This window comes from Roseateles sp. Mitsp63 (assembly GCF_059491535.1).
In genome coordinates this window covers 5,997,409-6,017,744 of the sequence record NZ_CP168509.1, presented here as the reverse complement: position 1 = coordinate 6,017,744, position 20,336 = coordinate 5,997,409, and the positions used below count along the sequence as shown (strand labels likewise).

Here is a 20,336-nt window from a genome sequence, read left to right as displayed (position 1 = left end):
GGCGCTCGTAAAGGGGCGCGCGGCACCGTGCCGCCAGCGACATTTGATTGCGTCAACAAACTTCAATGCTGAAGCAATTCAGAGAAGAAATTGAAGAACGGCGAACGCGTGATACTCAATGAATGCTCGAGTTGTCGAGCATCTGTCCTTGACGGCATCTGAGGATGTCAAAGTTATAGGGTCAAGTGACTAAGTGCATGTGGTGGATGCCTTGGCGATTACAGGCGAAGAAGGACGTGATAGCCTGCGATAAGCTTCGGGGAGCTGGCAAATAAGCTTTGATCCGGAGATTTCCGAATGGGGAAACCCACCTCGTTTAGAGGTATCGCACACTGAATACATAGGTGTGCGAGGCGAACCGGGCGAACTGAAACATCTCAGTAGCTCGAGGAAAAGACATCAACCGAGATTCCGAAAGTAGTGGCGAGCGAAATCGGAGTAGCCCTCGTGTTTTAGCAGTTGGCATATCAGAACGGAATGGAAAGTCCGGCCGTAGCGGGTGATAGCCCCGTATGAGAAATGTCGATTGTGGAACTAGGCACGAATAGAGTAGGGCGGGACACGTGAAATCCTGTCTGAATATGGGGGGACCATCCTCCAAGGCTAAATACTCGTAATCGACCGATAGCGAACAAGTACCGTGAGGGAAAGGCGAAAAGAACCCCGGGAGGGGAGTGAAATAGATCCTGAAACCGCATGCATACAAAAAGTAGGAGCCCGCAAGGGTGACTGCGTACCTTTTGTATAATGGGTCAGCGACTTACATTCAGTGGCGAGGTTAACCGAATAGGGTAGCCGTAGAGAAATCGAGTCCGAATAGGGCGATTCAGTCGCTGGGTGTAGACCCGAAACCAGGTGATCTATCCATGGCCAGGATGAAGGTACCGTAACAGGTGCTGGAGGTCCGAACCGACTAGTGTTGCAAAACTAGCGGATGAGCTGTGGATAGGGGTGAAAGGCTAAACAAACCTGGAGATAGCTGGTTCTCTCCGAAAACTATTTAGGTAGTGCCTCAAGTATTACCTTCGGGGGTAGAGCACTGTTTAGGCTAGGGGGTCATGGCGACTTACCAAACCTATGCAAACTCCGAATACCGAAGAGTACAGCTTGGGAGACAGAGCACCGGGTGCTAACGTCCGGACTCAAGAGGGAAACAACCCAGACCGCCAGCTAAGGTCCCTAAAATTGGCTAAGTGGGAAACGAAGTGGGAAGGCTAAAACAGTCAGGATGTTGGCTTAGAAGCAGCCATCATTTAAAGAAAGCGTAATAGCTCACTGATCGAGTCGTCCTGCGCGGAAGATGTAACGGGGCTAAGCCAGTTACCGAAGCTGCGGATGCACAGTTTACTGTGCGTGGTAGGAGAGCGTTCTGTACGCCTGTGAAGGTGGGTCGTGAGGCCTGCTGGAGGTATCAGAAGTGCGAATGCTGACATGAGTAGCGTTAAAGGGGGTGAAAAGCCCCCTCGCCGTAAGCGCAAGGTTTCCTACGCAACGTTCATCGGCGTAGGGTGAGTCGGCCCCTAAGGCGAGGCAGAGATGCGTAGCTGATGGGAAACAGGTCAATATTCCTGTACCGCTCAATAGTGCGATGTGGGGACGGAGAAGGTTAGCTCAGCCAGGTGTTGGATATCCTGGTTCAAGCATGTAGGCGTGCTCTTTAGGCAAATCCGGAGAGCTTAGCTGAGGTGTGATAACGAGTCTGCTTGCAGACGAAGTGAGTGATACCCTGCTTCCAAGAAAAGCCACTAAGCTTCAGCTATTGACGACCGTACCGCAAACCGACACTGGTGCGCGAGATGAGTATTCTAAGGCGCTTGAGAGAACTCTGGAGAAGGAACTCGGCAAATTGACACCGTAACTTCGGAAGAAGGTGTGCCTTTAGTAGGTGAAGCCCCCGCGGGTGGAGCCCAATGAGGCCGCAGATAATCGGTGGCTGCGACTGTTTATTAAAAACACAGCACTCTGCAAAGACGAAAGTCGACGTATAGGGTGTGACGCCTGCCCGGTGCTGGAAGATTAAATGATGGGGTGCAAGCTCTTGACTGAAGTCCCAGTAAACGGCGGCCGTAACTATAACGGTCCTAAGGTAGCGAAATTCCTTGTCGGGTAAGTTCCGACCTGCACGAATGGCGTAACGATGGCCACACTGTCTCCTCCAGAGACTCAGCGAAGTTGAAATGTTTGTGATGATGCAATCTCCCCGCGGAAAGACGGAAAGACCCCATGAACCTTTACTGTAGCTTTACATTGGACTTTGAACAGATCTGTGTAGGATAGGTGGGAGGCTTTGAAACCTGGTCGCTAGATCAGGTGGAGCCAACGTTGAAATACCACCCTGGTGTGTTTGAGGTTCTAACCTTGGCCCGTTATCCGGGTTGGGGACAGTGTATGGTGGGCAGTTTGACTGGGGCGGTCTCCTCCCAAAGTGTAACGGAGGAGTTCGAAGGTACGCTAAATACGGTCGGAAATCGTGTTGATAGTGCATTGGCATAAGCGTGCTTGACTGCGAGACTGACAAGTCGAGCAGGTACGAAAGTAGGACAAAGTGATCCGGTGGTTCTGTATGGAAGGGCCATCGCTCAACGGATAAAAGGTACTCTGGGGATAACAGGCTGATACCGCCCAAGAGTTCATATCGACGGCGGTGTTTGGCACCTCGATGTCGGCTCATCTCATCCTGGGGCTGTAGCCGGTCCCAAGGGTATGGCTGTTCGCCATTTAAAGAGGTACGTGAGCTGGGTTTAAAACGTCGTGAGACAGTTTGGTCCCTATCTTCCGTGGGCGCTGCAAGATTGAGAGAGCCTGCTCCTAGTACGAGAGGACCGGAGTGGACGCACCTCTGGTGTATCGGTTGTCACGCCAGTGGCATCGCCGAGTAGCTAAGTGCGGAAGAGATAACCGCTGAAAGCATCTAAGCGGGAAACTCGTCTCAAGATGAGTCTTGCCGGGGCCTAGAGCCCCCTGAAGGGTCGTTCAAGACCAGGACGTTGATAGGCTGGGTGTGGAAGCGCAGTAATGCGTTAAGCTAACCAGTACTAATTGCCCGTGCGGCTTGACCCTATAACTTTGATAGTCCAGACGACATCAAAGACAGGTGTCACGCGGATCGAAATTCATTCGATCGAAACCGTTCTTCAAACTTGAAGACGCAATCAAAAGCTGATTCGAACTCTACCGAATTGGGCTTGTTGTCCCCAGCGACAACCAGCCAACCAGTCAAGCCTGATGACCATAGCGAGTCGGTCCCACCCCTTCCCATCCCGAACAGGACCGTGAAACGACTCAGCGCCGATGATAGTGCGGATTCCCGTGTGAAAGTAGGTCATCGTCAGGCTAATATCCCGCAAACCCCTCGATCAGTATTGGTCGAGGGGTTTTTGCTTTGGGGCTTCGATTTCTCGTGGAGTGACGAATATTTGCTCGTCGGACTCCAGAAGAATTCCGGCGCCGAGCAAATCGGCCAAAACATTCGAAGCCCATTCCTCGGTGTCAACATGCGCGAAATACCGCTCACGGGTCCGAACGACAACGGGTGTCGTCTTTAGCCATCGATAAAGTTCTTCGCGAGGGCACTGACGAATTTCCAACATATGGAAGACGACAAGCGCCTTCATGGCGCTTGCGGCATGTCGAACGGGGTGGCGCCGATAGTGCGTCAGACGACTGCGAGACACCTGCAACGCAGGTGCGACGGTCTGAAAGGGCGCCCCATGCCCAGGGATGACAAGCGCAGGCTTGAGCCCTTCGATGACGTCGAGAGTTGCCTCGACTTCGTCAAAGGCGTCTATTCCGTCAAGCTCTGGGAAGACGATGCCGAATCCCGTCTCCCAGAGCGCATCGGCCGAGATCAAGGTGCGGCTTGCCGGCTCGAACAAAATGATTGAGTGGGGATCGTGGCCTGGAGCGGCATGAATCTGCCATTCCCGTCTGCCTTGCCAAATGGCGTCTCCCGGTTGAAGCTTTCCAGCGGGAACGAACGCGGCGCAACGCTGCCCTGTGGCTTTGAAACTGAGTGCCGTTTCGTCCCATCGTTCGGCTGCCTCAAATTGACCGGGCGGGATATAGATTGGACAGCCATACGCCGTCGCCAGGACCGCATTTCCTCCGCAGTGGTCGGAGTGAAGATGGGTGTTGGCAATGAAGCGGATCGACTCTCCTGGAGACAAGGCCGAGTTCACCAGCTCCAAGGTTTGCGCTGCGTGAGTGGCGTACCCGGTGTCGATCACAACCGCGCCCTCGTCTAGTGTCGCCGCATGCAGGATGACATTGTTTGAAGAGAGCCATCCCCGCTCGAGGACGCTGACGCCTGTTGGCAGCATAAGAAGCTTCCGCGCCTTCCCCTGCCTAGTGGCGCAATTCTCGCCTCAAGATCTTGCCAACATTGGTTTTTGGCAATTCATCTCGAAACTCGATATATTTTGGTCGCTTGTATCCGGTCAATTGCTTGTGGCAATAGTTGGAGAGGTCTTCCTCGGCAAGTGCCGTATCCTTCTTGATGACAAAGAGCTTGACTGCTTCGCCAGAATGCGGGTCTGGCACTCCGATCGCAGCGCACTCGAGGACACCGGGATGGAGATTGACCACCTGCTCAATCTCAGTCGGGTAGACATTAAAGCCGCTGACCAGGATCATGTCCTTCTTGCGATCAACGATTCGAGTGAAGCCGTCGAGGTCCATCACGCCGATATCGCCGGTCTTGAAGAACCCGTCCGGACCGATGGCTTGCGCTGTTTCTTCGGGGCGGTTCCAGTACCCGGCCATCACCTGGGGGCCGCGGATGCAAATTTCCCCGCGCTCGCCGAGCGGTACATCGTTGCCCGCATCGTCTCGAATCGCGATCTCCGTGTTGGGAACAGGCAGGCCGATTGAGCCCGTGAACTGATCGAGGTCGAGACGATTGACCGTGGCAACTGGGGAAGTTTCGGAAAGCCCATATCCCTCGACCACTGGACATCCCGTGATTCGAGCCCACTTCTCAGCGGTCGCCTGCTGTACTGCCATGCCGCCGCCATTGGAAATCACCAATTCGCTGAAATCCAGCTTGGAGAAGGCTGGCTCATTGGCCAGTGCATTGAACAGCGTATTCACAGCCGGGAACATGTTCACGCGATAGTTCCGCAGCGTTGCAATCAGTCCGGGGATATCGCGGGGATTCGTGATCAGCAGATTCATGATTCCCATGCGCGCGCCCAGCATATAGCAGGCCGTCAGTGCGAAGATGTGATAGAGCGGCAGTGCACAAACAATGGTCAACGGTTTATCGCCAAGCTTGTTGAGCATGGGAGCAAACCAGGCCTCGCTTTGCAGGATATTGGCAACGATATTGCGGTGAAGTAGCGTGGCACCCTTGGACAGTCCTGTCGTTCCTCCCGTGTACTGAAGAAACGCGGGATCGTCGGCCTTGATTTGCACGGGTTTCAACTTCAGACGCGCGCCGTCAGACAGCGCTCGGTTGAAGCGAGTCACCGTGCGACCGCTGGTGAGGGGAAGCCGAAACTCGGGCACCATCTTCTTGACGTGCCGCACCGCGAAATTGACCAGCGGTCCTTTCCACCACCCGAGCATGTCGCCGAGCCCGGTGAGAAGCACGTGTTTGACCTGTGTTCGCTCGACCACCTCGGACAAGGTCTTCGCGAAGTTCTCGAGCACGATGATGGCCTCGGCGCCGGAGTCCGCCAGCTGGTGCTCCAGTTCCCGGGGCGTGTAGAGCGGGTTCACGTTCACGACGACGAACCCGGCACGCAGGATGGCGGCGATGGCCACCATGTACTGCAGGACGTTGGGCATCATGACGGCGACACGCGCACCCTGTGCCAGTCCGCGTGCTTGCAGCCAGGCGCCCAGCGCGCTCGAGAGCTCGTCCACCTGCGCGAACGTGAGACGCTGATCCATGCAGGCAGCGGCATCCCGCCGCGCATGCTTTCGAAAAGCCTCCTCGAGCAGGGCCACCAGCGAGGGATAGACATCGACCGGGATCTCGGCGGGAACGCCAGGTGGGTAGTTCTTAAGCCAGGGCTTGTCGGCGTAGGTTGCGCTCATGTCTCCTCGTCGCGTTCTTGATGTCGAAAGGGCCCTCAAGGGATCCATCGATGCTGGCTGCTGGTGCGGCCACCTCGTAGCGGGGATGCCCTAGGCCGTGCCGTCACGTGAGGGACAGTCCCTGACCGGCACACCGGCGCCTACACTCGCCCATTTTCGATCGCGGAGTCCGGATGAACGGCAGGCTGCAGCGCCTCACTTTCTTGTTTCGTTGGATCGTCGGACCGCTGCTCGCTCTGGGTGCCGGCATGCACTGGAACGCCTGGGCGGGCATTGGCGTGCTCGCGCTTTTCGTGCTGGGTTCACCCCTGGTGATGCTTCCGCATTTCCTGGCGTTGCGATTCGTGCCGCCGGCGCCCGGGCTGCCGGTCGCTCCGATGGGGGACCTGCTGCAGGCTTGGTGGCGCGAGGTTGTCGCGGTGACCCGAGTGTTCGGTTGGCAGCAGCCCTGGGCGGAGCATCAGGAACCGGACTTCCTCCCCGACGCGCAGGAGGCGCGGGGCCGCCGAGGCGTGCTCTTCCTGCATGGGTACAACTGCAACCGTGGTCTTTGGAATGGCTGGATGAGGGCCCTGAGGCATCGCGGCGTCCCCTTCGTCGCGCTCACGCAGGAGCCGGCCTTCGGGTCGATCGAAAGCTATGTCCCCCACGTCGATGCGGCGATGCGCGCCCTGCACGAGCGTACCGGCCTGCCGCCATTGATCGTTGCCCACAGCATGGGGGGCTTGAGCGCGCGAGCCTGGTGGCGTAGCACCGGGCACGACTTCGGCCGCATCCACCGCATCCTGACGCTCGGCACACCGCACCACGGCACGCTGCTGGCGAAGTTGGGGACGACGGAGAACGCCCGGCAGATGCGGGGCGACTCCGAATGGCTGAACCAGTTGGCGCGCGACGAGCCGCCGCACCTGGCGGGCCGCTTCGATTGCCTCTATGGGCACTGCGACCAGATCGTGTTCCCGTCGGAGACGGCGATCCTTCCCGGCGCCCGTGTCTTGCACCTCCCGGCGCGGGGGCACCTGCAGCTCGTCTTCGAGCCACAGGCCCTCCAACGGGCGCTCGCGCTGCTCGACGAGTCCACCGCCGAGGTGGGCCGCGTCAGCGCGAAGTCAGCATAGCGATCAGGCATCGGCCTTCAGGACGCCGCGGCGGATCTGGTCGAGCTCGATGCTCTCGAACAGCGCCTTGAAGTTGCCTTCGCCGAAGCCCTCGTTGCCCTTGCGCTGGATGATCTCGAAGAAGATCGGTCCGATCACCTCCTTCGTGAAGATCTGCAGCAGCAGCTCGTGCGGCGCGCCCTGATGGGCGGCGCCATCGATCAGGATGCGCAGCCGGCGCAGCTCGTCCAGGTTCTCCTTGTGCTCGGGCAGGCGCTTGGGGACCAGGTCGTAATAGGTGTCGATGGTGTCCTGGAACGTGACCCCCGTGTCCTTCATCCCCTCGACGGTGCCGTAGATGTCGTCGGTGCCCAGCGCGACGTGCTGGATGCCTTCGCCGTGATAGAGGTCCAGATACTCGGCGATCTGGCTCTTGTCGTCGCTGCTCTCGTTGATCGGGATGCGGATCTTGCCGCAGGGGCTGGTCATCGCCTTGGACTTCAGGCCGGTCAGCTTGCCCTCGATGTCGAAGTAGCGGACCTCGCGGAAGTTGAACAGGCGCTCATAGAACTCGGCCCATTCCTTCATCCGGCCGCGGAAGACGTTGTGGGTCAGGTGATCGATGTAGGTCAGGCCATGGCCCTTGGGCGTCGACGGGACCGGCTTGCCCTCGGCGTCGAGCAGCGGGACGAAGTCGACGTCGTAGATGCTGATGTTGCCGATCTCACCCGGCGCTGCGCCGTTCTTGCCCTGCCAGCGATCGACGAAGTAGATCAGCGAGTCGCCGATGCCCTTGATGGCCGGGATGTTCAGCTCCATCGGGCCGGCCTTGTTGTCGAAGCCCCAGGCGCCGAGTTCCAGCGCGCGCTGATAGGCGAAGGCGGCGTCCTTGACGCGGAACGCGATCGCGCAGATCGACGGGCCGTGCAGCCGCGCGAAGCGTTGGGCGAAGGCGTCCTGCTCGGCGTTGATGATGAAGTTGATGTCGCCCTGGCGGTACAGCGTGACGTTCTTGTGGCGGTGGCGGGCGACGGCGGTGAAGCCCATCGACGTGAACAGCGCGCCCAGCGCGGCGGGATCGGGGGCGGCGAACTCGATGAACTCGAAGCCGTCCGTGCCCATCGGGTTGTCCCAGGGAGTGAATGCCATGCGTGTCTCCGGTGCCCCGGTCAAGGGGATCTGATCAGGAATGCGATGGCGAAACTGTAGGAGGAGGGGGGCGCAGGATTACTGCGATCCGGGGCGCACCCAAGGGCGGGTGCGCAAGATTCCTGCAAGAATCTGCAGATGGACAAGCAGATCGAGCTCGATGCGATCGACCGGCGCATCCTCCAGGCTCTCCAGGCGGACGGGAGGATGACCTACGACGCGCTGGCGGCGCAGGTGAACCTGTCGTCGTCCGCGGTCCTGCGCCGCGTGCGCTGGCTGGAGGAGGGCGGCGTGATCACCGCCTACGTCGCGCTGGTCAACCCGGAGCGCGTGGGCCTGGGCCTGACCGCCTATATCAACGTGCGACTCGAAAAGCACACCGAGAGTCACAAGCGCACGCCGATGGACCTCTTCCGGGCGGCGGTGCAGACCTGGCCCGAAGTGGTGGAATGCGCGGCCCTCACGGGGGAGATGGACTATCTCCTGCGTGTCCTCGTCGAGGACATGAGCCATTACGCGCGCTTCATCAGCGATACGCTGCTGCGCCACCCCAGCGTGCAGGACTGCAAGACCAGTTTCGTCCTGGACCGGCTCAAGAACACGACGGCCATGCCGGTCTGATCCGCCCGCCTTGGCGAGCGCGCGCCGAGCCGGTGGCTCAACGGCGCTCCAGCACCACGGCGAGCTCGAACCAGCCCCGCTCATGGGGGCGCTGGACGTAGGGAGGCGCGGGCCACTTCCACAGCGAGAGGGGGAACAGCGCGCGCATCGCGTTGACGTCGCAGTGGTAGGGCGGACCGATGACCTGGCCTTGCTCCGACTCCTCGCGGCGGGCCTGCATGAAGAGCGCCAGCAGGCGGCCGCCCGGCTTCAGCCAGCGCTGCAGCTGCTCGGCATAGGTGGTCCACTGGTCGGGATGAAGGGCGCAGAGGCAGGTCTGTTCATAGACCAGGTCCAGCGGCTGGTCCGGGCGCCAGGCCAGCACATCCGCCTGTTCGACGCGGCCGGGCAACTGCTCCTGCTTCAGCCTGGCCCGGGCGATTTCAACGGCGGCCGGCGTGTAATCCAGTCCCGTCACGTCGAGCCCCGCCCGCGCCAGCACCGACAGCTCATGGCCGCGGCCGCAGCCGGGCACCGCGATGCGCGCGCCCTTCGGCAGCACGCCTGCCTCGAGCCAGGCGGCCAACTGGGGATGCGGTGCACCGCGGTCCCAACCGGTCTGTCCGGTCTCGAATCGTTGTTGCCAGAACTCGCGGTCGGGGCCAGCCATGTCGTCTCCTCGCGCGGGTCGCGCCGTCATGAAGACGCCCAGCCTACCGCGCGTGGCGCTCAGACGGTGCCGTCGACCTCGTGGACCAGCTTCAGGGTGTGGGCAGGGGACAGGCTCAGCAGCTCGCCGATCTCGATGAGGTCGTCGGGCACCGCCGGGTTCTCCCAGCTCTGCGCGGTGTGCCGCGCGAGCCGCACCGCCAGCATGACCGAGCGGACCTGCGGGTCGTGGCTCTTCTTGTCATCGACGATGTGGGCGAGGAGTTCGGGCAGATGCCAGCTTCGCATCAACGCCTGCTCGAGGTCGCCGAGCTCGACGCCGAGCACCGCGCGCTGCGCCGCGACGCTGCGCAGTGCCGGATCGGCCTGCTGCCGGCGCTGGATCTCCAGCGCCAGGTCGGGGGCCTCGCACCACAACAGCATCTCCGAGAAATCGTGCAGCAGCGCCGCGCTGTGGATGACGGCGGCGTCGGGATCGACGCGGTGCGCGGCGAAGCCCAGCGCGAAACGGGCCGCGCGCTCGGCGCGATGCAGCACGCGCTGGACGCCGGCGAGCGCCTCGGGGCGTGAGGCCAGGCGCTGCTCGACCGTGGGCTGCTCGCCAAAGTTGCGGAAGAAGGGGGTGATGCCCATCAGCACCAGCGCGGCGGTGACCGTCTCGGCGTCGGTCAGCAGCCGGCTGGAACGCTGCGATGCGGCATGCGCCAGCACCTTGAGCGTCATCAGCGGGTCCTTGCTCAGGACCTCGCCGAGGAGGTGCGCGTCGACCGCGTCCTCATTCGCGCGCCAGAGTTCCAGTTGCTCGGCCGTGCTGGCCAGCACTGGAATCTCCATGCCGCGGAAGTGCGCCGTCCACGCCGCCAGGTCCGGCAAGGGCCGGGTCAGCGGCTGGAACGGAGGCGGAACCGGCGGATTCCCCCCTCCGTTCCCCGGCGGGGCAGAGGCAGCGGGCGGGACGCTCTGAGTCATGAGGCGAGGTCGCCGCGTGGGCGGCGATACACGGTGATCGTTCATCGTATATCGGCTCGGCGTCCGCGAGCTTGATCCCCACCGCGGCCAGGATGACCGCCAGCCAGACGGGCATCACAGCCGCCGCACACCCGAGAGGGTGCCCCGCAATTGGCCGTTGACATAGAGCCGGCCGCTGCCGTCGGCATCGGCGTGGAACTCCAGGCCGGCGGCCGCTTCATCGCGGCGCGCCGCTGGCGCGACGCGCCAGGCCCAGCTGATCAGGCGCCCGCCGGCGCTGAGCAGCAGGATCGCCAGCCAGCCCCTCAGGCTCTGCTGGCGGGCCAGGCCATGCATGCGGCCCGGCATCAAGGTGATCTCTTGCATGTCTTGTCTCCCTGGGCGGCCTGCGCCGGACCGGGAAGACATCCCGATCCGCCGGAGGCGGCCCGCTCAAGGGCTGAAGTCGTCGTACCGCTGAAGCGCACGCTTCAGCGCTTGCTGTTCCTGCTGGCGCCGGCCGCCGGCGGTGGGGCCATGGCGGCCCGCGGAGCGGCCGTGGCCCAGGGCCACGAAGGGGTTGCGCGGCTTGCGCGGTGTCATGGCAAGACGCGGACGGGGAGTAACGAACTGGGCCATGGCAGCCTCCTGTGATGACAGACGAATCGGTTGGTGAGAGGGAGCGCCGCGGTCCCGGGGCGGTCGCGCAAGACGCGACCGCTGCGGCGGGGGCTCCAAAGTTGCGCAGATGATAAACATCTGATTATCAAGCGCAAGCGGTTTTTATCTGACGTTGTCCCCCGGCGACGGGACGGGCGCGGGCACGTCTCTTCCCGAACGCGGGCGCGGGCGCGCCGCGCTGATGCCATGGCGCAGCGAGCCCGGCGACGGCCGGGGCGGGAACGGAACGGGAGAGGCGCGGAGGCCGCGGGGTCGCGGGTTCAGCGCTGCATCAGCGCTTCTTGCCCTTGAGCGGCGCGATGCTCTGCTGCAGCTTGCGCCACTCGTCCACCTCGGCGGTGGCGGGCGCGGCGGCCTTCGGCGCGGGCGCCGGCGGCGCGATGGCGGCGGGCGGCGTCAGCACTTCGCCGAGCAGATCCAGCAGGCGCGTGCGCGCGCGCTGCGGATGGCGGCGGTAGTACGTCAGGACCAGGCCGACGATGAAGCGCTCGTCATCGTCCTGAGGCAGGCTGGGCGACTGCTCCGCGGGTGCCGGGCGGCTTGCGCTTGATAAAGCCGCGTTGCCCAGGCCGGGCATCGCCGGCGTGGCGCCGAGGGCGCCATGTTCCTGGTCCATCCAGCCGCCCGGCTTGTGGCTGAGCTGTTCGAACTGCCGGGCCAGCCGTTCGCCGATCTGGCGCGAGCGGCTCTTGATCTGGCTCCAATAGCTGGGCTGGATCTGGAGGCGCTCGGCGAAACGGCGCTCCAGGCCGCGCAACGCGGCGGCATCGGGATGTTTGATCGTCGCGGCGACAAACTCGTCGAACAGGCGCATCGCGTTGTCCAGGCGGATCTGCGCGACGTCGCGGGGGGCGGAACACATCCCCCAATGATAAAGCTTCGTTCACAAACGCCCGGCCGCCCATCCGGGGGCCGGGCCGGACCAGGGGCTCACTCCTCGTCCTTGAGGTGGTAGCCCGCGGCGAGTTGAGACTGCGTGTTGGGGGGCACCGCCTCGTAATGCGACAGCACCATCGTGTAGCGTCCCTGGCCGCTCGTCATCGCGTTGAGGCGGTTCTGGTAGGCGCTCAGCTCCGCCAGCGGCGCCAGCCCCTCGACGCCGATCAGCCCCGGCACGCTGCTGCGCGTGCCCAGCACCTGACCGCGCCGCGACGCCAGGTCGCCGGTGATGTCGCCGGTGGCGCTCTCCGGGGCGCTGATCTCGACCTGCACGATCGGCTCGAGCACCACGGGCCGCGCCTCGCGCACCGCCGCGATCAGCGCCTTCTTGCCGGCGGTGATGAAGGCGACCTCCTTGGAGTCCACCGAATGGTGCTTCCCATCGAAGACCGTCACCCGCAGGTCCACCACCGGATAGCCGGCCACCACGCCCTGCGCCAGCGCCTGCCGCACGCCCTTCTCGACGGCCGGCATGAACTGGCCCGGGATCGTGCCGCCCTTGACCTCGTCGCGGAACTCGAAGCCGGCGCCGCGCTCCAGCGGCTCGATGCGCAGCCAGACCTCGCCGAACTGGCCGGCGCCACCGGTCTGCTTCTTGTGGCGGTGATGGCCTTCGGCCCTGGCCGTGATCGTCTCGCGATAGGCGATGCGCGGCGGCTGGGTCTGGACGTCGAACTTGTAGGTCTCCTTCAGCCGCTCCAGCAGCACGCGCAGGTGCAGCTCGCCGAGCCCGTAGACCAGCGTCTCCCCGCCCTGCGGGCCGAGTCCCTCCTGATCGCCGCCGCGCTCCAGGCGCAGGCAGGGATCCTCCTCGACCAGGCGCGAGAGCACCTCCCACAGCCGCTGCTCGTCGCCATGGCGGCTCGGCCGGATCGCCACGCCGTGCACCGGCGTGGGCAGCGCGATCGGCGCCAGATGCAGATGCTCGTCCTCGGGCGCGTCGTGCAGCACCGCGTCGTAATGGAGCTCCTCGAGCTTGGCCAGCGCGCACAGGTCGCCGGGCAGCGCCTGCTCGATCTCGACGTGCTCCTTGCCCTGCAGCAGGAACAGATGCGCGACCCGCACCGCCTTGCGCGCGTGGCCGACATAGAGCTGGGCGTTCTTCCTGAGCGTGCCCTGGTGCACGCGCAGCATCGCGAGCTTGCCGAGGTAGGGATCCGACTGGATCTTGAAGACATGGGCGACCACGTGCTGCGCGGGATCCATGTCGACGAGCAGCGGCTCGGCGGCCTCGCCCTCGCGGCGCAGGAACTGCGGCGGGTTGGCCTCGTAGGGATTGGGCAGCAGCTTCTCGATGACGTCGAGCAGCTCGGCCACGCCCGCGCCGGTGCGCGCGGAGACGAAGCACACCGGGATCAGGTGGCCCTCGCGGAAAGCCTGCTCCAGCGGCGCATGCAGCTCGGAGGCGGGCACGTCGCCGTCGTTGAGGTAGCGGTCGACGAAGTCGGGATCGACCTCGACCACCTGCTCGACCAGCGCGCGATGCGCGTCCTCGACCGAGCCGAAATCGGTGTCGCCGCTGCAGCCGAAGAAGCAGTCCTGCACGCGCGCGCCGCCGGCGGCGGGCAGGTTCAGCGGCAGGCATTCGCGGCCGAAGGCCTCCTGCAGCTGGCCCAGCAGCGCCTGCGCGTCGACACCGGGGGCGTCGATCTTGTTGACGACGATGAGCCGCGTGAGGCCGCGGCCCGCGGCCGCCTCCATCATCCGCTTGACCATGAGCTCCAGGCCGGTCTGGGCATTGATGACGATGGCGACCGATTCGACCGCCTCCAGCGCGGGCAGCGCCTGGCCGATGAAATCGGGCGCTCCCGGCGTGTCGAGCAGGTGCACCCGCAGCCCGTCGTGCAGCAGATGCATCTGCGCGGTCTGCAGCGAGTGCTGCATCCGTTTCTCCAGCGGGTCATGGTCGCTGACCGTGTTGCCCTTCTCGACGCTGCCGGCGGTCTTGATGGCGCCGGCCTTGAGCAGCAGGGCCTCGGCCAGCGAGGTCTTGCCGGCGCCGGCCGGACCGGCCAGCGCCAGGCTGCGGATCGCCGCGATGCCAGGGTGTTGGGGCACCGCGGCGCCGCCTGGGCTGCCGGCGGAAGTGCCCTCCGGATCGGAGGTGGGATTGGGGGCCATGGCTCGCTCCTCTCAGGCAAGAGTTGGACGTGGGGCTGGAGCCGGATTGCGGCCAGCGTAGAGGAAGCGCCCGCCCTGCACAAGCGAGGGGCATCCGGGCCGGCGGGGTGGATGGGCGGATGGGCGACGTTCACCGCCGCGGCGCGGACGCGGCCTAGACTCGGGGCCTTCACGGAATCGTGAGGCCGCGACGCGCCGGCCTCACGCAGGACCTCCGGCGGACACGAGGAGCAGCGGACATGAGCCTGACGGGATGGATGTCGACCCTGGCGGTCGCGGTGGCGGCCGCCGCCTGCGGCGGTGGTGGCGGCGGAAGCGGCGGTGACACGGCGGCCCCGGCCCAGCCGGGAGGCGGCGCGTCGGCGCCGGCCATGCAGACGCTGAGCAGCGGCCTGGACCGCCCCTGGGGCATCGCGCAATTGCCCGATGGCCGGCTGCTGGTGACGCAGAAGGGCGGCTCGATCGTGCGGCTATCCGCGGCGGGCGCCAAGGAGGCGACGCTCAGCGGCGTGCCCAAGGTGCTGGACAGCGGTCAGGGCGGCCTGCTGGGCATCGCGCTCGATCCGGACTTCGCCAGCGCCGGCGGCAACTGGGTCTATGTCTCCTACTCCGAGCCGGGCACCGGCGCCGAGGCCGGCAAGGCCGGCACCTCGGTGGCGCGCGGCCGGCTCGAGGGCGACGCGCTGACCGACGTGCAGGTGATCTTCCGCCAGTCGCCGAAGGTCGACAGCCCGGGGCATTACGGCTCGCGCCTGGTCTTCGCGCGCGACAAGACGCTCTACATCACCACCGGCGAGCGCATGAAGGGCAGTCCCTCGCAGGACTTGCAGCAGACGCTGGGCAAGGTGATCCGCGTGAACCGCGACGGCAGCGTCCCGGCCGACAACCCCAAGTTCGCCTCGGGCGCCAAGCCCGGCATCTGGAGCTACGGCCACCGCAACATCCAGGGCGCGGCGCTGCACCCCGCCACCGGCGAGCTCTGGATCACCGAGCACGGCCCGCAAGGCGGCGACGAGGTCAACATCGCGCGCGCCGGCCAGAACTACGGCTGGCCGGTGAAGAGCTACGGCTGTCCGTACGGCTCGCCGGTGGGCGACGCCTGCCGGATCGGCGGCGGCACGCATGCGCCGGACTATGTCGAGCCGCTGACCATGTGGACGCCGATCTCGATCGCGCCGGCCGGACTGGTCTTCTACACCGGCGACATGTTCCCCGAGTGGCGCGGGCAACTGATCTCGGGCTCGCTGGCGGGCATGGCGCTCTGGCGCATCACGGTGAACGGCGACACGGTGACGGGCACGGAGAAGATGTTCGGCGACCTGGGCGAGCGCTTCCGCGACGTGATCCAGGCGCGTGACGGCTCGCTGCTGACCGTCACCGATGGCGGCAAGCTGATGCGCCTGTCACGCTGACGCCAGCCGCTTCCAGTAAAGCGCCGTCGCGCGATGAGGGTCGTGGGAAGCCGTTCACACCAGGTGGGGCAGACGCTTCCAGTAGAGCGCGGCGGCCTGCAGTTGTCCTTCGGCGCCATGGCAGTGGTCGGGGATCTGACCCGCGCGCTGCCAGCCCAGATGCGCGAACACCGACTCGGCCTGTGAATCGGCGCAGGTCTCCAGCCTCAGCAGGTAGCGGCCTTGCGTCGCCGCCGCGCATTCCAGGCGCGACATCAGCTGGCCGGCCACCCCGCGGCTGCGCTCCTGGCTGTGCACCATCAGCCGCTGCACCTCCCCACGGTGGTGCGCATTGGCCAGCGGGCACAGCGACAGCTGGACCGCGCCCAGCAGCCGGCCCGGGCCTTCCGATTCGCACGCGATCCACAGCTGGTGATGCTGGCCCAGCCGCGCGAAGACGCCATGCCAGTAGTCCAGCGCCTGGTAGCGCGACAGCGGCGCCAGGAAGCCCAGCGACGCGCCTTGATGGACGTTGTCGATCAGCAGCGTGGTCAGCGCCGGCAGCCATTGCAGGTCACGGGAGGACAGCTTGACGACCTCGATGGGCGCGCGCCGCAGCTGCGGCGCGGCCGCGTCGTCGCTGGCCAGCGGGTTGAGGGCGCGCGGGGCTCGGGCGTGGATGGCCGTGGGATTGAGGGCGACATGCATGGGCGGTGACTCCAGGTCTCGAACAAGGGCGCCCCGACGCGGACGACCTCGTGGATCGCGGACGGGACCTGGAAAACCCTGACGCAAACGTCATGCCAGCCCGGCCCTCGCGCGTCTCGGCCGGGCGATTGCCGCGCGCGGCGCCGCTCAGGCCGGCACGGCGACGCTGAGTTCCGCCTCCAGCCCCGGCTCGGCGCACAGCCGGCCCTTGCCCTGGCGCTTGGCGGCGTAGAGGGCGGCCTCGGCGCGGTGCAGCAGGTCCTCGATGTTGCGATCGCCATTGCGCAGCTTGGCCCAGCCCGCGGAATAGCCCAGCGTGAAGCCGAGCTCGCGCGGCGCCAGCTCGAGCAGCGCCTCGCGCACGCGGCGGTCGAGCGCCGGCGGACCGACCAGGTCGGAGCGCGCCATCATCACGGCGAAGCGCTGGCCGTCGATGCGGGCCACGACATCGCCCAGGCGCTTCTGCTCGTCGAGGCAGCGTCCGAACAGCGCGATCGCCTGGTCGCCCTTGTCCTCGCCGTGCGTCATGTTGATCGCCTTGCAGCCATCCAGGTCCATCACGAGCAGCATCAGCGGCTCGCTGTAGCGGCGCGCCATCGAGATCATGTCCACCGAGCGCTGCTGGAATGCGCGCCGGTTGGCCAGGCCGGTGGCGGTGTCGACCTGGGTCAGGCGGCGCAGCTCGGCCTCGCTCTCGCCGCGCCAGGCCACGAGGATGGCGATCGCGGCGGCCAGCACGCAGACATTGGCCATCACGGCGAAGGCCATGTTGAGCGGATGCTGGGCGTCGAAGCTGGGCAGGTGGGCGGTGTCGAAGGCGGCCAGGTAGCCGCGCGCCAGGTTCAGCAGCGCCAGCATCCCCAGGCTGACGGTGAACAGCAGGCGCCAGCGCAGGTTGCCGAAGGGGCCGCGCCTGACCGGCTGCAGCAGGCAGGCGGCCAGGGCCAGCATCTGCAGGCCGATGCAGCCGTTGGACCAGGCCAGCCGCAGCGCGTAGTTGTCCCAGCCGGCGCCGTAGCCGACCATCACCAGCAGCGGCATGCCGTACTGGACGGTGCGGCCCAGGCGTCCCGGCAGCCAGCGGTCGGCGGCCATCCACAGCAGCGTGACGCTGACGCTGAGCAGGCCCAGCGCGATCGTCGAGGTCAGGCGCAGGCCGTCGGGCGGGAGCAGCAGCAGGGCCCAGCCGGCGGCCTGCGCGGCGGCACCGAGCTGGGCGCGGCGCGCGGCGACGCTGTCGCACCAGCCCAGCAGCAAGGGCAGCAGCAACGCCAGCGCCAGGGACTGGATCAGCATCAGGCTGAACAGCGTGGGGACGTCGAAATGCATACGCGCGGCGCCCGCCGCCGAGGCGGGCGTGAGCTGGTCACGACCGGCCATTGTGGCCCCGATGCGGCCGTGCACGTAAAGTCGCGGCCCCATGAGCCTGACGACCGCCCACCCGTCCGCCGAGGCGCGCCCGCTGGGCGTGCCATTCGCCTATGCCGGCGGATACGCCCCGCAGTGCGGCGGCGTTCACGCGCTGGCGCGGGAGGGTGACGGCCGCGTGCGGGCGCGCCTGGCCGCGCCGCTCGAAGGCAGCCCGACCTGGCTGCATCTGGCCGACGGAGGACGGCGGCTGCACGTGCTGCTCGAGGACAGTCACGAGCTCGCGAGCTTCGCGGTCGATCCCGCGGATGGGGCGCTCACGCTGCTGTCGCGCGTGGCGACGGGCGGCGCGCTGCCGGTGCACCTGGTCCTCGACGAACGCGCGCGCGAGGCATGGATCGCGCATTACGGCGATGGCAGCGTGCGACGCGCGCTGCTGGAGGGCGACGGCGCGCTGAGGGCGCCGGACCGGTCGATCGCTCCCCGGGCTGGTGCGCAGCCGCATGCGCACATGGTGCGCCGGCACCCGCGATGGCCGCTGATGCTGGCCACCGACCTGGGCCAGGACCTGCTGCGCGTGTGGCGCATCGATGAAGGCGCGCCGATGCCGATCGAGCTGGAGGGCCTGCCGCTGCCGCTGGGCAGCGGGCCGCGGCACTTCGTCTTCCACCCGTTGGAGGCGGGGCAGCTCTATCTGCTGAGCGAGGCCGCGAACGCGCTCGACTGGCTGGGCCTGGACGCCGCGGGGCGCCTGACCCATCGGCTGCGCGTCAGCAGCTTGCCGGCCGGCTTCGACGGGCTGAGCTACGCGTCGGACCTGCAGATCGCTCCGGACGGCCGGCGGCTGTTCGCGCTGAACCGCCTGCATGACGCGATCGCGGTCTTCGATCTCGACGCAGCGGGGCGGCCGTCGTGGCGTGGCGAGGTGTGGGCGCAGGGCAGCTACCCGCGCGGCGCGACCCTCGGTCCGGATGGGCGCGAGCTGTGGGTCAGCCTGCAGCGCAGCCATCAGGTCTGCGTGTTCCGCCTCGACGGCGAGGGCGGCATGCCGCGCTTCGACGGCCGCTTCATCGCGATGCCGGGCGCGGCCTGCGTGGTGTTCCGCTGAACCTGGCGCCGCGCTACCCGAACTGCCGGCGATAGCGCGAGGGCGCCGGCAAGCCCAGCAGCCGGAAGTGCCGGCGCATCGACTCCGGGGAGCCCAGGCCCGCGAGGTCCGCGACGCGTTCGATGTCGAGCGCCTCGCGCGTCTCGAGCAGTTCCTTGGCGATGGCGACGCGCTCGCGGGTCAGCCATTCGAGCGGCGCCAGGCCGGTGGCCTCCTTGAAGCGGCGCTGCAGGGTGCGGGCGCTCATCGACGCGCGGCGCGCCATCGAGCCGATCGTGTGCGCCTCACGGGGATGGGCGCGCAGCCAGTCCTGCAGGACCGCGATGGGGCTGGTCTCGCCGGCCGGCATGGGCCGCGGCACGAACTGCGCCTGGCCGCCCTCGCGGTGCGGCGACATCACGAGCCGCTGCGCCACCGCGTTGGCCACGCGCGCGCCGTGATCGCGGCGCACGAGATGCATCAGCATGTCCAGCCCCGCGGCGGATCCCGCCGAGGTGATCAGCGCGCCTTCGTCGACGTAGAGCGCGGAGGGATCGACGTCGATCGCGGGGAACTCGCGCGCGAGGCGCTCGGCGTAGCGCCAGTGGGTGGTGGCGCGACGGCCGTCGAGCAAGCCCGCGTGCGCGAGGAGGAAGACGCCGGAACAGATCGTGCAGATGCGCGCGCCGCGCGCATGGGCGGTGCGAAGGGCCTTCAGCAGGGGCTCGGGCGGGCGCTCGGCGGCGTCGCGCCAGCCGGGGATGACGATCGTGCCGGCGCGACGCAGCATCGCCAGCGTGTACGGCGCCTGGACGCGCACGCCGCCGGTGCCGCGCAGCGGACCGGGCTCCACCGCGCAGATGGCATGGCGATACCAGGTGACGCCCAGCTCCGGACGCTCGAGCGCGAAGAGTTCGACGGCGCAGCCGAACTCGAACATGCAGAGGCGGTCATAGGCGAGGATCGCGACGAGGTGAGGCTCGGCGGGAACCGGCTTCGAGGGTGGGGACGGCGAACGCGGCATGGCGCAATGTTACCGATCAACGTCGTTCCAGCCACTCGCCGGGAAGGCGGCATGGCGGGACACTGACGGCCATCGATACACCAACGAGAAGGAAATCCGATGAGTTCGCATGTCTCCGCCATCCCCGCCGCCTCCAGCGACCAGGCGCTCGCGCATTTCGAGCGGGCCTTCGCCTTCGAGACCGATTGCTGGGACGTCCACGACGCGCTCGCGCGCGGTGTCCAGGACTTCGTGCTGCTCGATGTCCGCAGCCACGAGCTCCATGAGCGAGGCCATGTGCCGGGCTCGATCAGCCTGCCGCACGGGAAGATCACCGAAGGGAAGATGGCCGCGTATCCGATGGACACGCTGTTCGTCGTCTATTGCGCCGGGCCGCATTGCAACGGCGCGCATCGAGGCGCGGTGCGGCTCGCGAGGCTGGGCCGGCCGGTGAAGCTGATGATCGGCGGGATGACGGGATGGATCGATGAGGGGTTCCACGTGGCGGCCAGCCAGCCCGCCGCCACCGTCTGACG

The 20,336-nt window shown here is 65.9% G+C and carries 17 protein-coding genes and 2 rRNA genes; 7 read left to right on the top strand and 12 right to left on the bottom strand.

Annotated features, from left to right (window positions below; all coding sequences use genetic code 11):
- The first annotated feature begins 179 nt into the window (after positions 1 to 179).
- Together ACEN96_RS26070 and rrf are read left to right on the top strand one after the other, a co-directional pair.
- Positions 180 to 3,060, top strand: a 23S ribosomal RNA gene (locus ACEN96_RS26070).
- Positions 3,061 to 3,221: 161 nt separating this feature from the next.
- Positions 3,222 to 3,334 (top strand): 5S ribosomal RNA (rrf, locus tag ACEN96_RS26065).
- A gap of 22 nt (positions 3,335 to 3,356) precedes the next feature.
- On the opposite strand, the gene ACEN96_RS26060 is transcribed toward rrf, so the two are convergent.
- Both ACEN96_RS26060 and ACEN96_RS26055 read right to left on the bottom strand, forming a co-directional pair.
- Positions 3,357 to 4,319 (bottom strand): MBL fold metallo-hydrolase, encoded by a 963-nt coding sequence (locus tag ACEN96_RS26060; protein WP_495585920.1) that lies wholly within the window; start codon positions 4,317 to 4,319, stop codon positions 3,357 to 3,359.
- Positions 4,320 to 4,344: 25 nt separating this feature from the next.
- Positions 4,345 to 6,039, bottom strand: a complete 1,695-nt coding sequence (locus ACEN96_RS26055; RefSeq protein ID WP_495585919.1) for a long-chain-fatty-acid--CoA ligase — start codon at positions 6,037 to 6,039, stop codon at positions 4,345 to 4,347.
- Between the two features lie 173 nt (positions 6,040 to 6,212).
- Between ACEN96_RS26055 and ACEN96_RS26050 the strand changes: the two genes are divergently transcribed.
- The gene (locus ACEN96_RS26050; RefSeq protein WP_495585918.1) at positions 6,213 to 7,157 is read left to right on the top strand and encodes an esterase/lipase family protein; all 945 of its coding nucleotides are present in this window, start codon (positions 6,213 to 6,215) and stop codon (positions 7,155 to 7,157) included.
- 3 nt (positions 7,158 to 7,160) lie between these two features.
- Here ACEN96_RS26050 and hppD read toward each other — a convergent pair whose 3' ends face one another.
- On the bottom strand, positions 7,161 to 8,285 hold the full coding sequence (hppD, locus tag ACEN96_RS26045) for a 4-hydroxyphenylpyruvate dioxygenase (protein WP_495585917.1): 1,125 nt from the start codon (positions 8,283 to 8,285) through the stop codon (positions 7,161 to 7,163).
- A gap of 138 nt (positions 8,286 to 8,423) precedes the next feature.
- On the opposite strand from hppD, the gene ACEN96_RS26040 reads away from it, so the two are divergent.
- Positions 8,424 to 8,906, top strand: a complete 483-nt coding sequence (locus ACEN96_RS26040) for an Lrp/AsnC family transcriptional regulator (RefSeq protein ID WP_495585916.1) — start codon at positions 8,424 to 8,426, stop codon at positions 8,904 to 8,906.
- Between the two features lie 37 nt (positions 8,907 to 8,943).
- Here the strand turns inward: ACEN96_RS26040 and ACEN96_RS26035 are convergent, their stop codons facing one another.
- From ACEN96_RS26035 to fusA, 6 genes are all read right to left on the bottom strand, one after another.
- Positions 8,944 to 9,555, bottom strand: a complete 612-nt coding sequence (locus ACEN96_RS26035) for a methyltransferase domain-containing protein (RefSeq protein WP_495585915.1) — start codon at positions 9,553 to 9,555, stop codon at positions 8,944 to 8,946.
- A 59-nt stretch (positions 9,556 to 9,614) separates the two neighbouring features.
- Positions 9,615 to 10,427 (bottom strand): HDOD domain-containing protein, encoded by an 813-nt coding sequence (locus ACEN96_RS26030; RefSeq protein WP_495585914.1) that lies wholly within the window; start codon positions 10,425 to 10,427, stop codon positions 9,615 to 9,617.
- Positions 10,428 to 10,637: 210 nt separating this feature from the next.
- Positions 10,638 to 10,889 (bottom strand): hypothetical protein, encoded by a 252-nt coding sequence (locus ACEN96_RS26025; RefSeq protein WP_495585913.1) that lies wholly within the window; start codon positions 10,887 to 10,889, stop codon positions 10,638 to 10,640.
- Positions 10,890 to 10,955: 66 nt separating this feature from the next.
- Complete coding sequence (locus ACEN96_RS26020) at positions 10,956 to 11,141, bottom strand: hypothetical protein (protein ID WP_495585912.1); 186 nt, start codon at positions 11,139 to 11,141, stop codon at positions 10,956 to 10,958.
- Between the two features lie 313 nt (positions 11,142 to 11,454).
- Complete coding sequence (locus tag ACEN96_RS26015) at positions 11,455 to 12,045, bottom strand: hypothetical protein (protein WP_495585911.1); 591 nt, start codon at positions 12,043 to 12,045, stop codon at positions 11,455 to 11,457.
- 68 nt (positions 12,046 to 12,113) lie between these two features.
- Positions 12,114 to 14,243, bottom strand: coding sequence for an elongation factor G (fusA, locus tag ACEN96_RS26010; RefSeq protein ID WP_495585910.1), 2,130 nt, complete (start codon positions 14,241 to 14,243; stop codon positions 12,114 to 12,116).
- 239 nt (positions 14,244 to 14,482) lie between these two features.
- Here fusA and ACEN96_RS26005 point away from each other — a divergent pair, with 239 nt between their 5' ends.
- Entirely contained in the window at positions 14,483 to 15,655 is a 1,173-nt protein-coding gene (locus tag ACEN96_RS26005; RefSeq protein WP_495585909.1) for a PQQ-dependent sugar dehydrogenase, read from the top strand.
- A gap of 54 nt (positions 15,656 to 15,709) precedes the next feature.
- On the opposite strand, the gene ACEN96_RS26000 is transcribed toward ACEN96_RS26005, so the two are convergent.
- Together ACEN96_RS26000 and ACEN96_RS25995 are read right to left on the bottom strand one after the other, a co-directional pair.
- The gene (locus ACEN96_RS26000) at positions 15,710 to 16,342 is read right to left on the bottom strand and encodes a GNAT family N-acetyltransferase (protein ID WP_495585908.1); all 633 of its coding nucleotides are present in this window, start codon (positions 16,340 to 16,342) and stop codon (positions 15,710 to 15,712) included.
- Positions 16,343 to 16,489: 147 nt separating this feature from the next.
- Positions 16,490 to 17,722 (bottom strand): GGDEF domain-containing protein, encoded by a 1,233-nt coding sequence (locus ACEN96_RS25995; RefSeq protein ID WP_495585907.1) that lies wholly within the window; start codon positions 17,720 to 17,722, stop codon positions 16,490 to 16,492.
- A 40-nt stretch (positions 17,723 to 17,762) separates the two neighbouring features.
- Here ACEN96_RS25995 and ACEN96_RS25990 point away from each other — a divergent pair, with 40 nt between their 5' ends.
- Positions 17,763 to 18,818, top strand: coding sequence for a lactonase family protein (locus ACEN96_RS25990; RefSeq protein ID WP_495585906.1), 1,056 nt, complete (start codon positions 17,763 to 17,765; stop codon positions 18,816 to 18,818).
- Positions 18,819 to 18,831: 13 nt separating this feature from the next.
- Here the strand turns inward: ACEN96_RS25990 and ftrA are convergent, their stop codons facing one another.
- The gene (ftrA, locus tag ACEN96_RS25985) at positions 18,832 to 19,821 is read right to left on the bottom strand and encodes a transcriptional regulator FtrA (protein WP_495585905.1); all 990 of its coding nucleotides are present in this window, start codon (positions 19,819 to 19,821) and stop codon (positions 18,832 to 18,834) included.
- Positions 19,822 to 19,920: 99 nt separating this feature from the next.
- Here ftrA and ACEN96_RS25980 point away from each other — a divergent pair, with 99 nt between their 5' ends.
- Positions 19,921 to 20,334: a rhodanese-like domain-containing protein gene (locus ACEN96_RS25980; protein ID WP_495585904.1), complete on the top strand. Its 414-nt coding sequence runs from the start codon at positions 19,921 to 19,923 to the stop codon at positions 20,332 to 20,334.
- Positions 20,335 to 20,336: the final 2 nt, after the last annotated feature.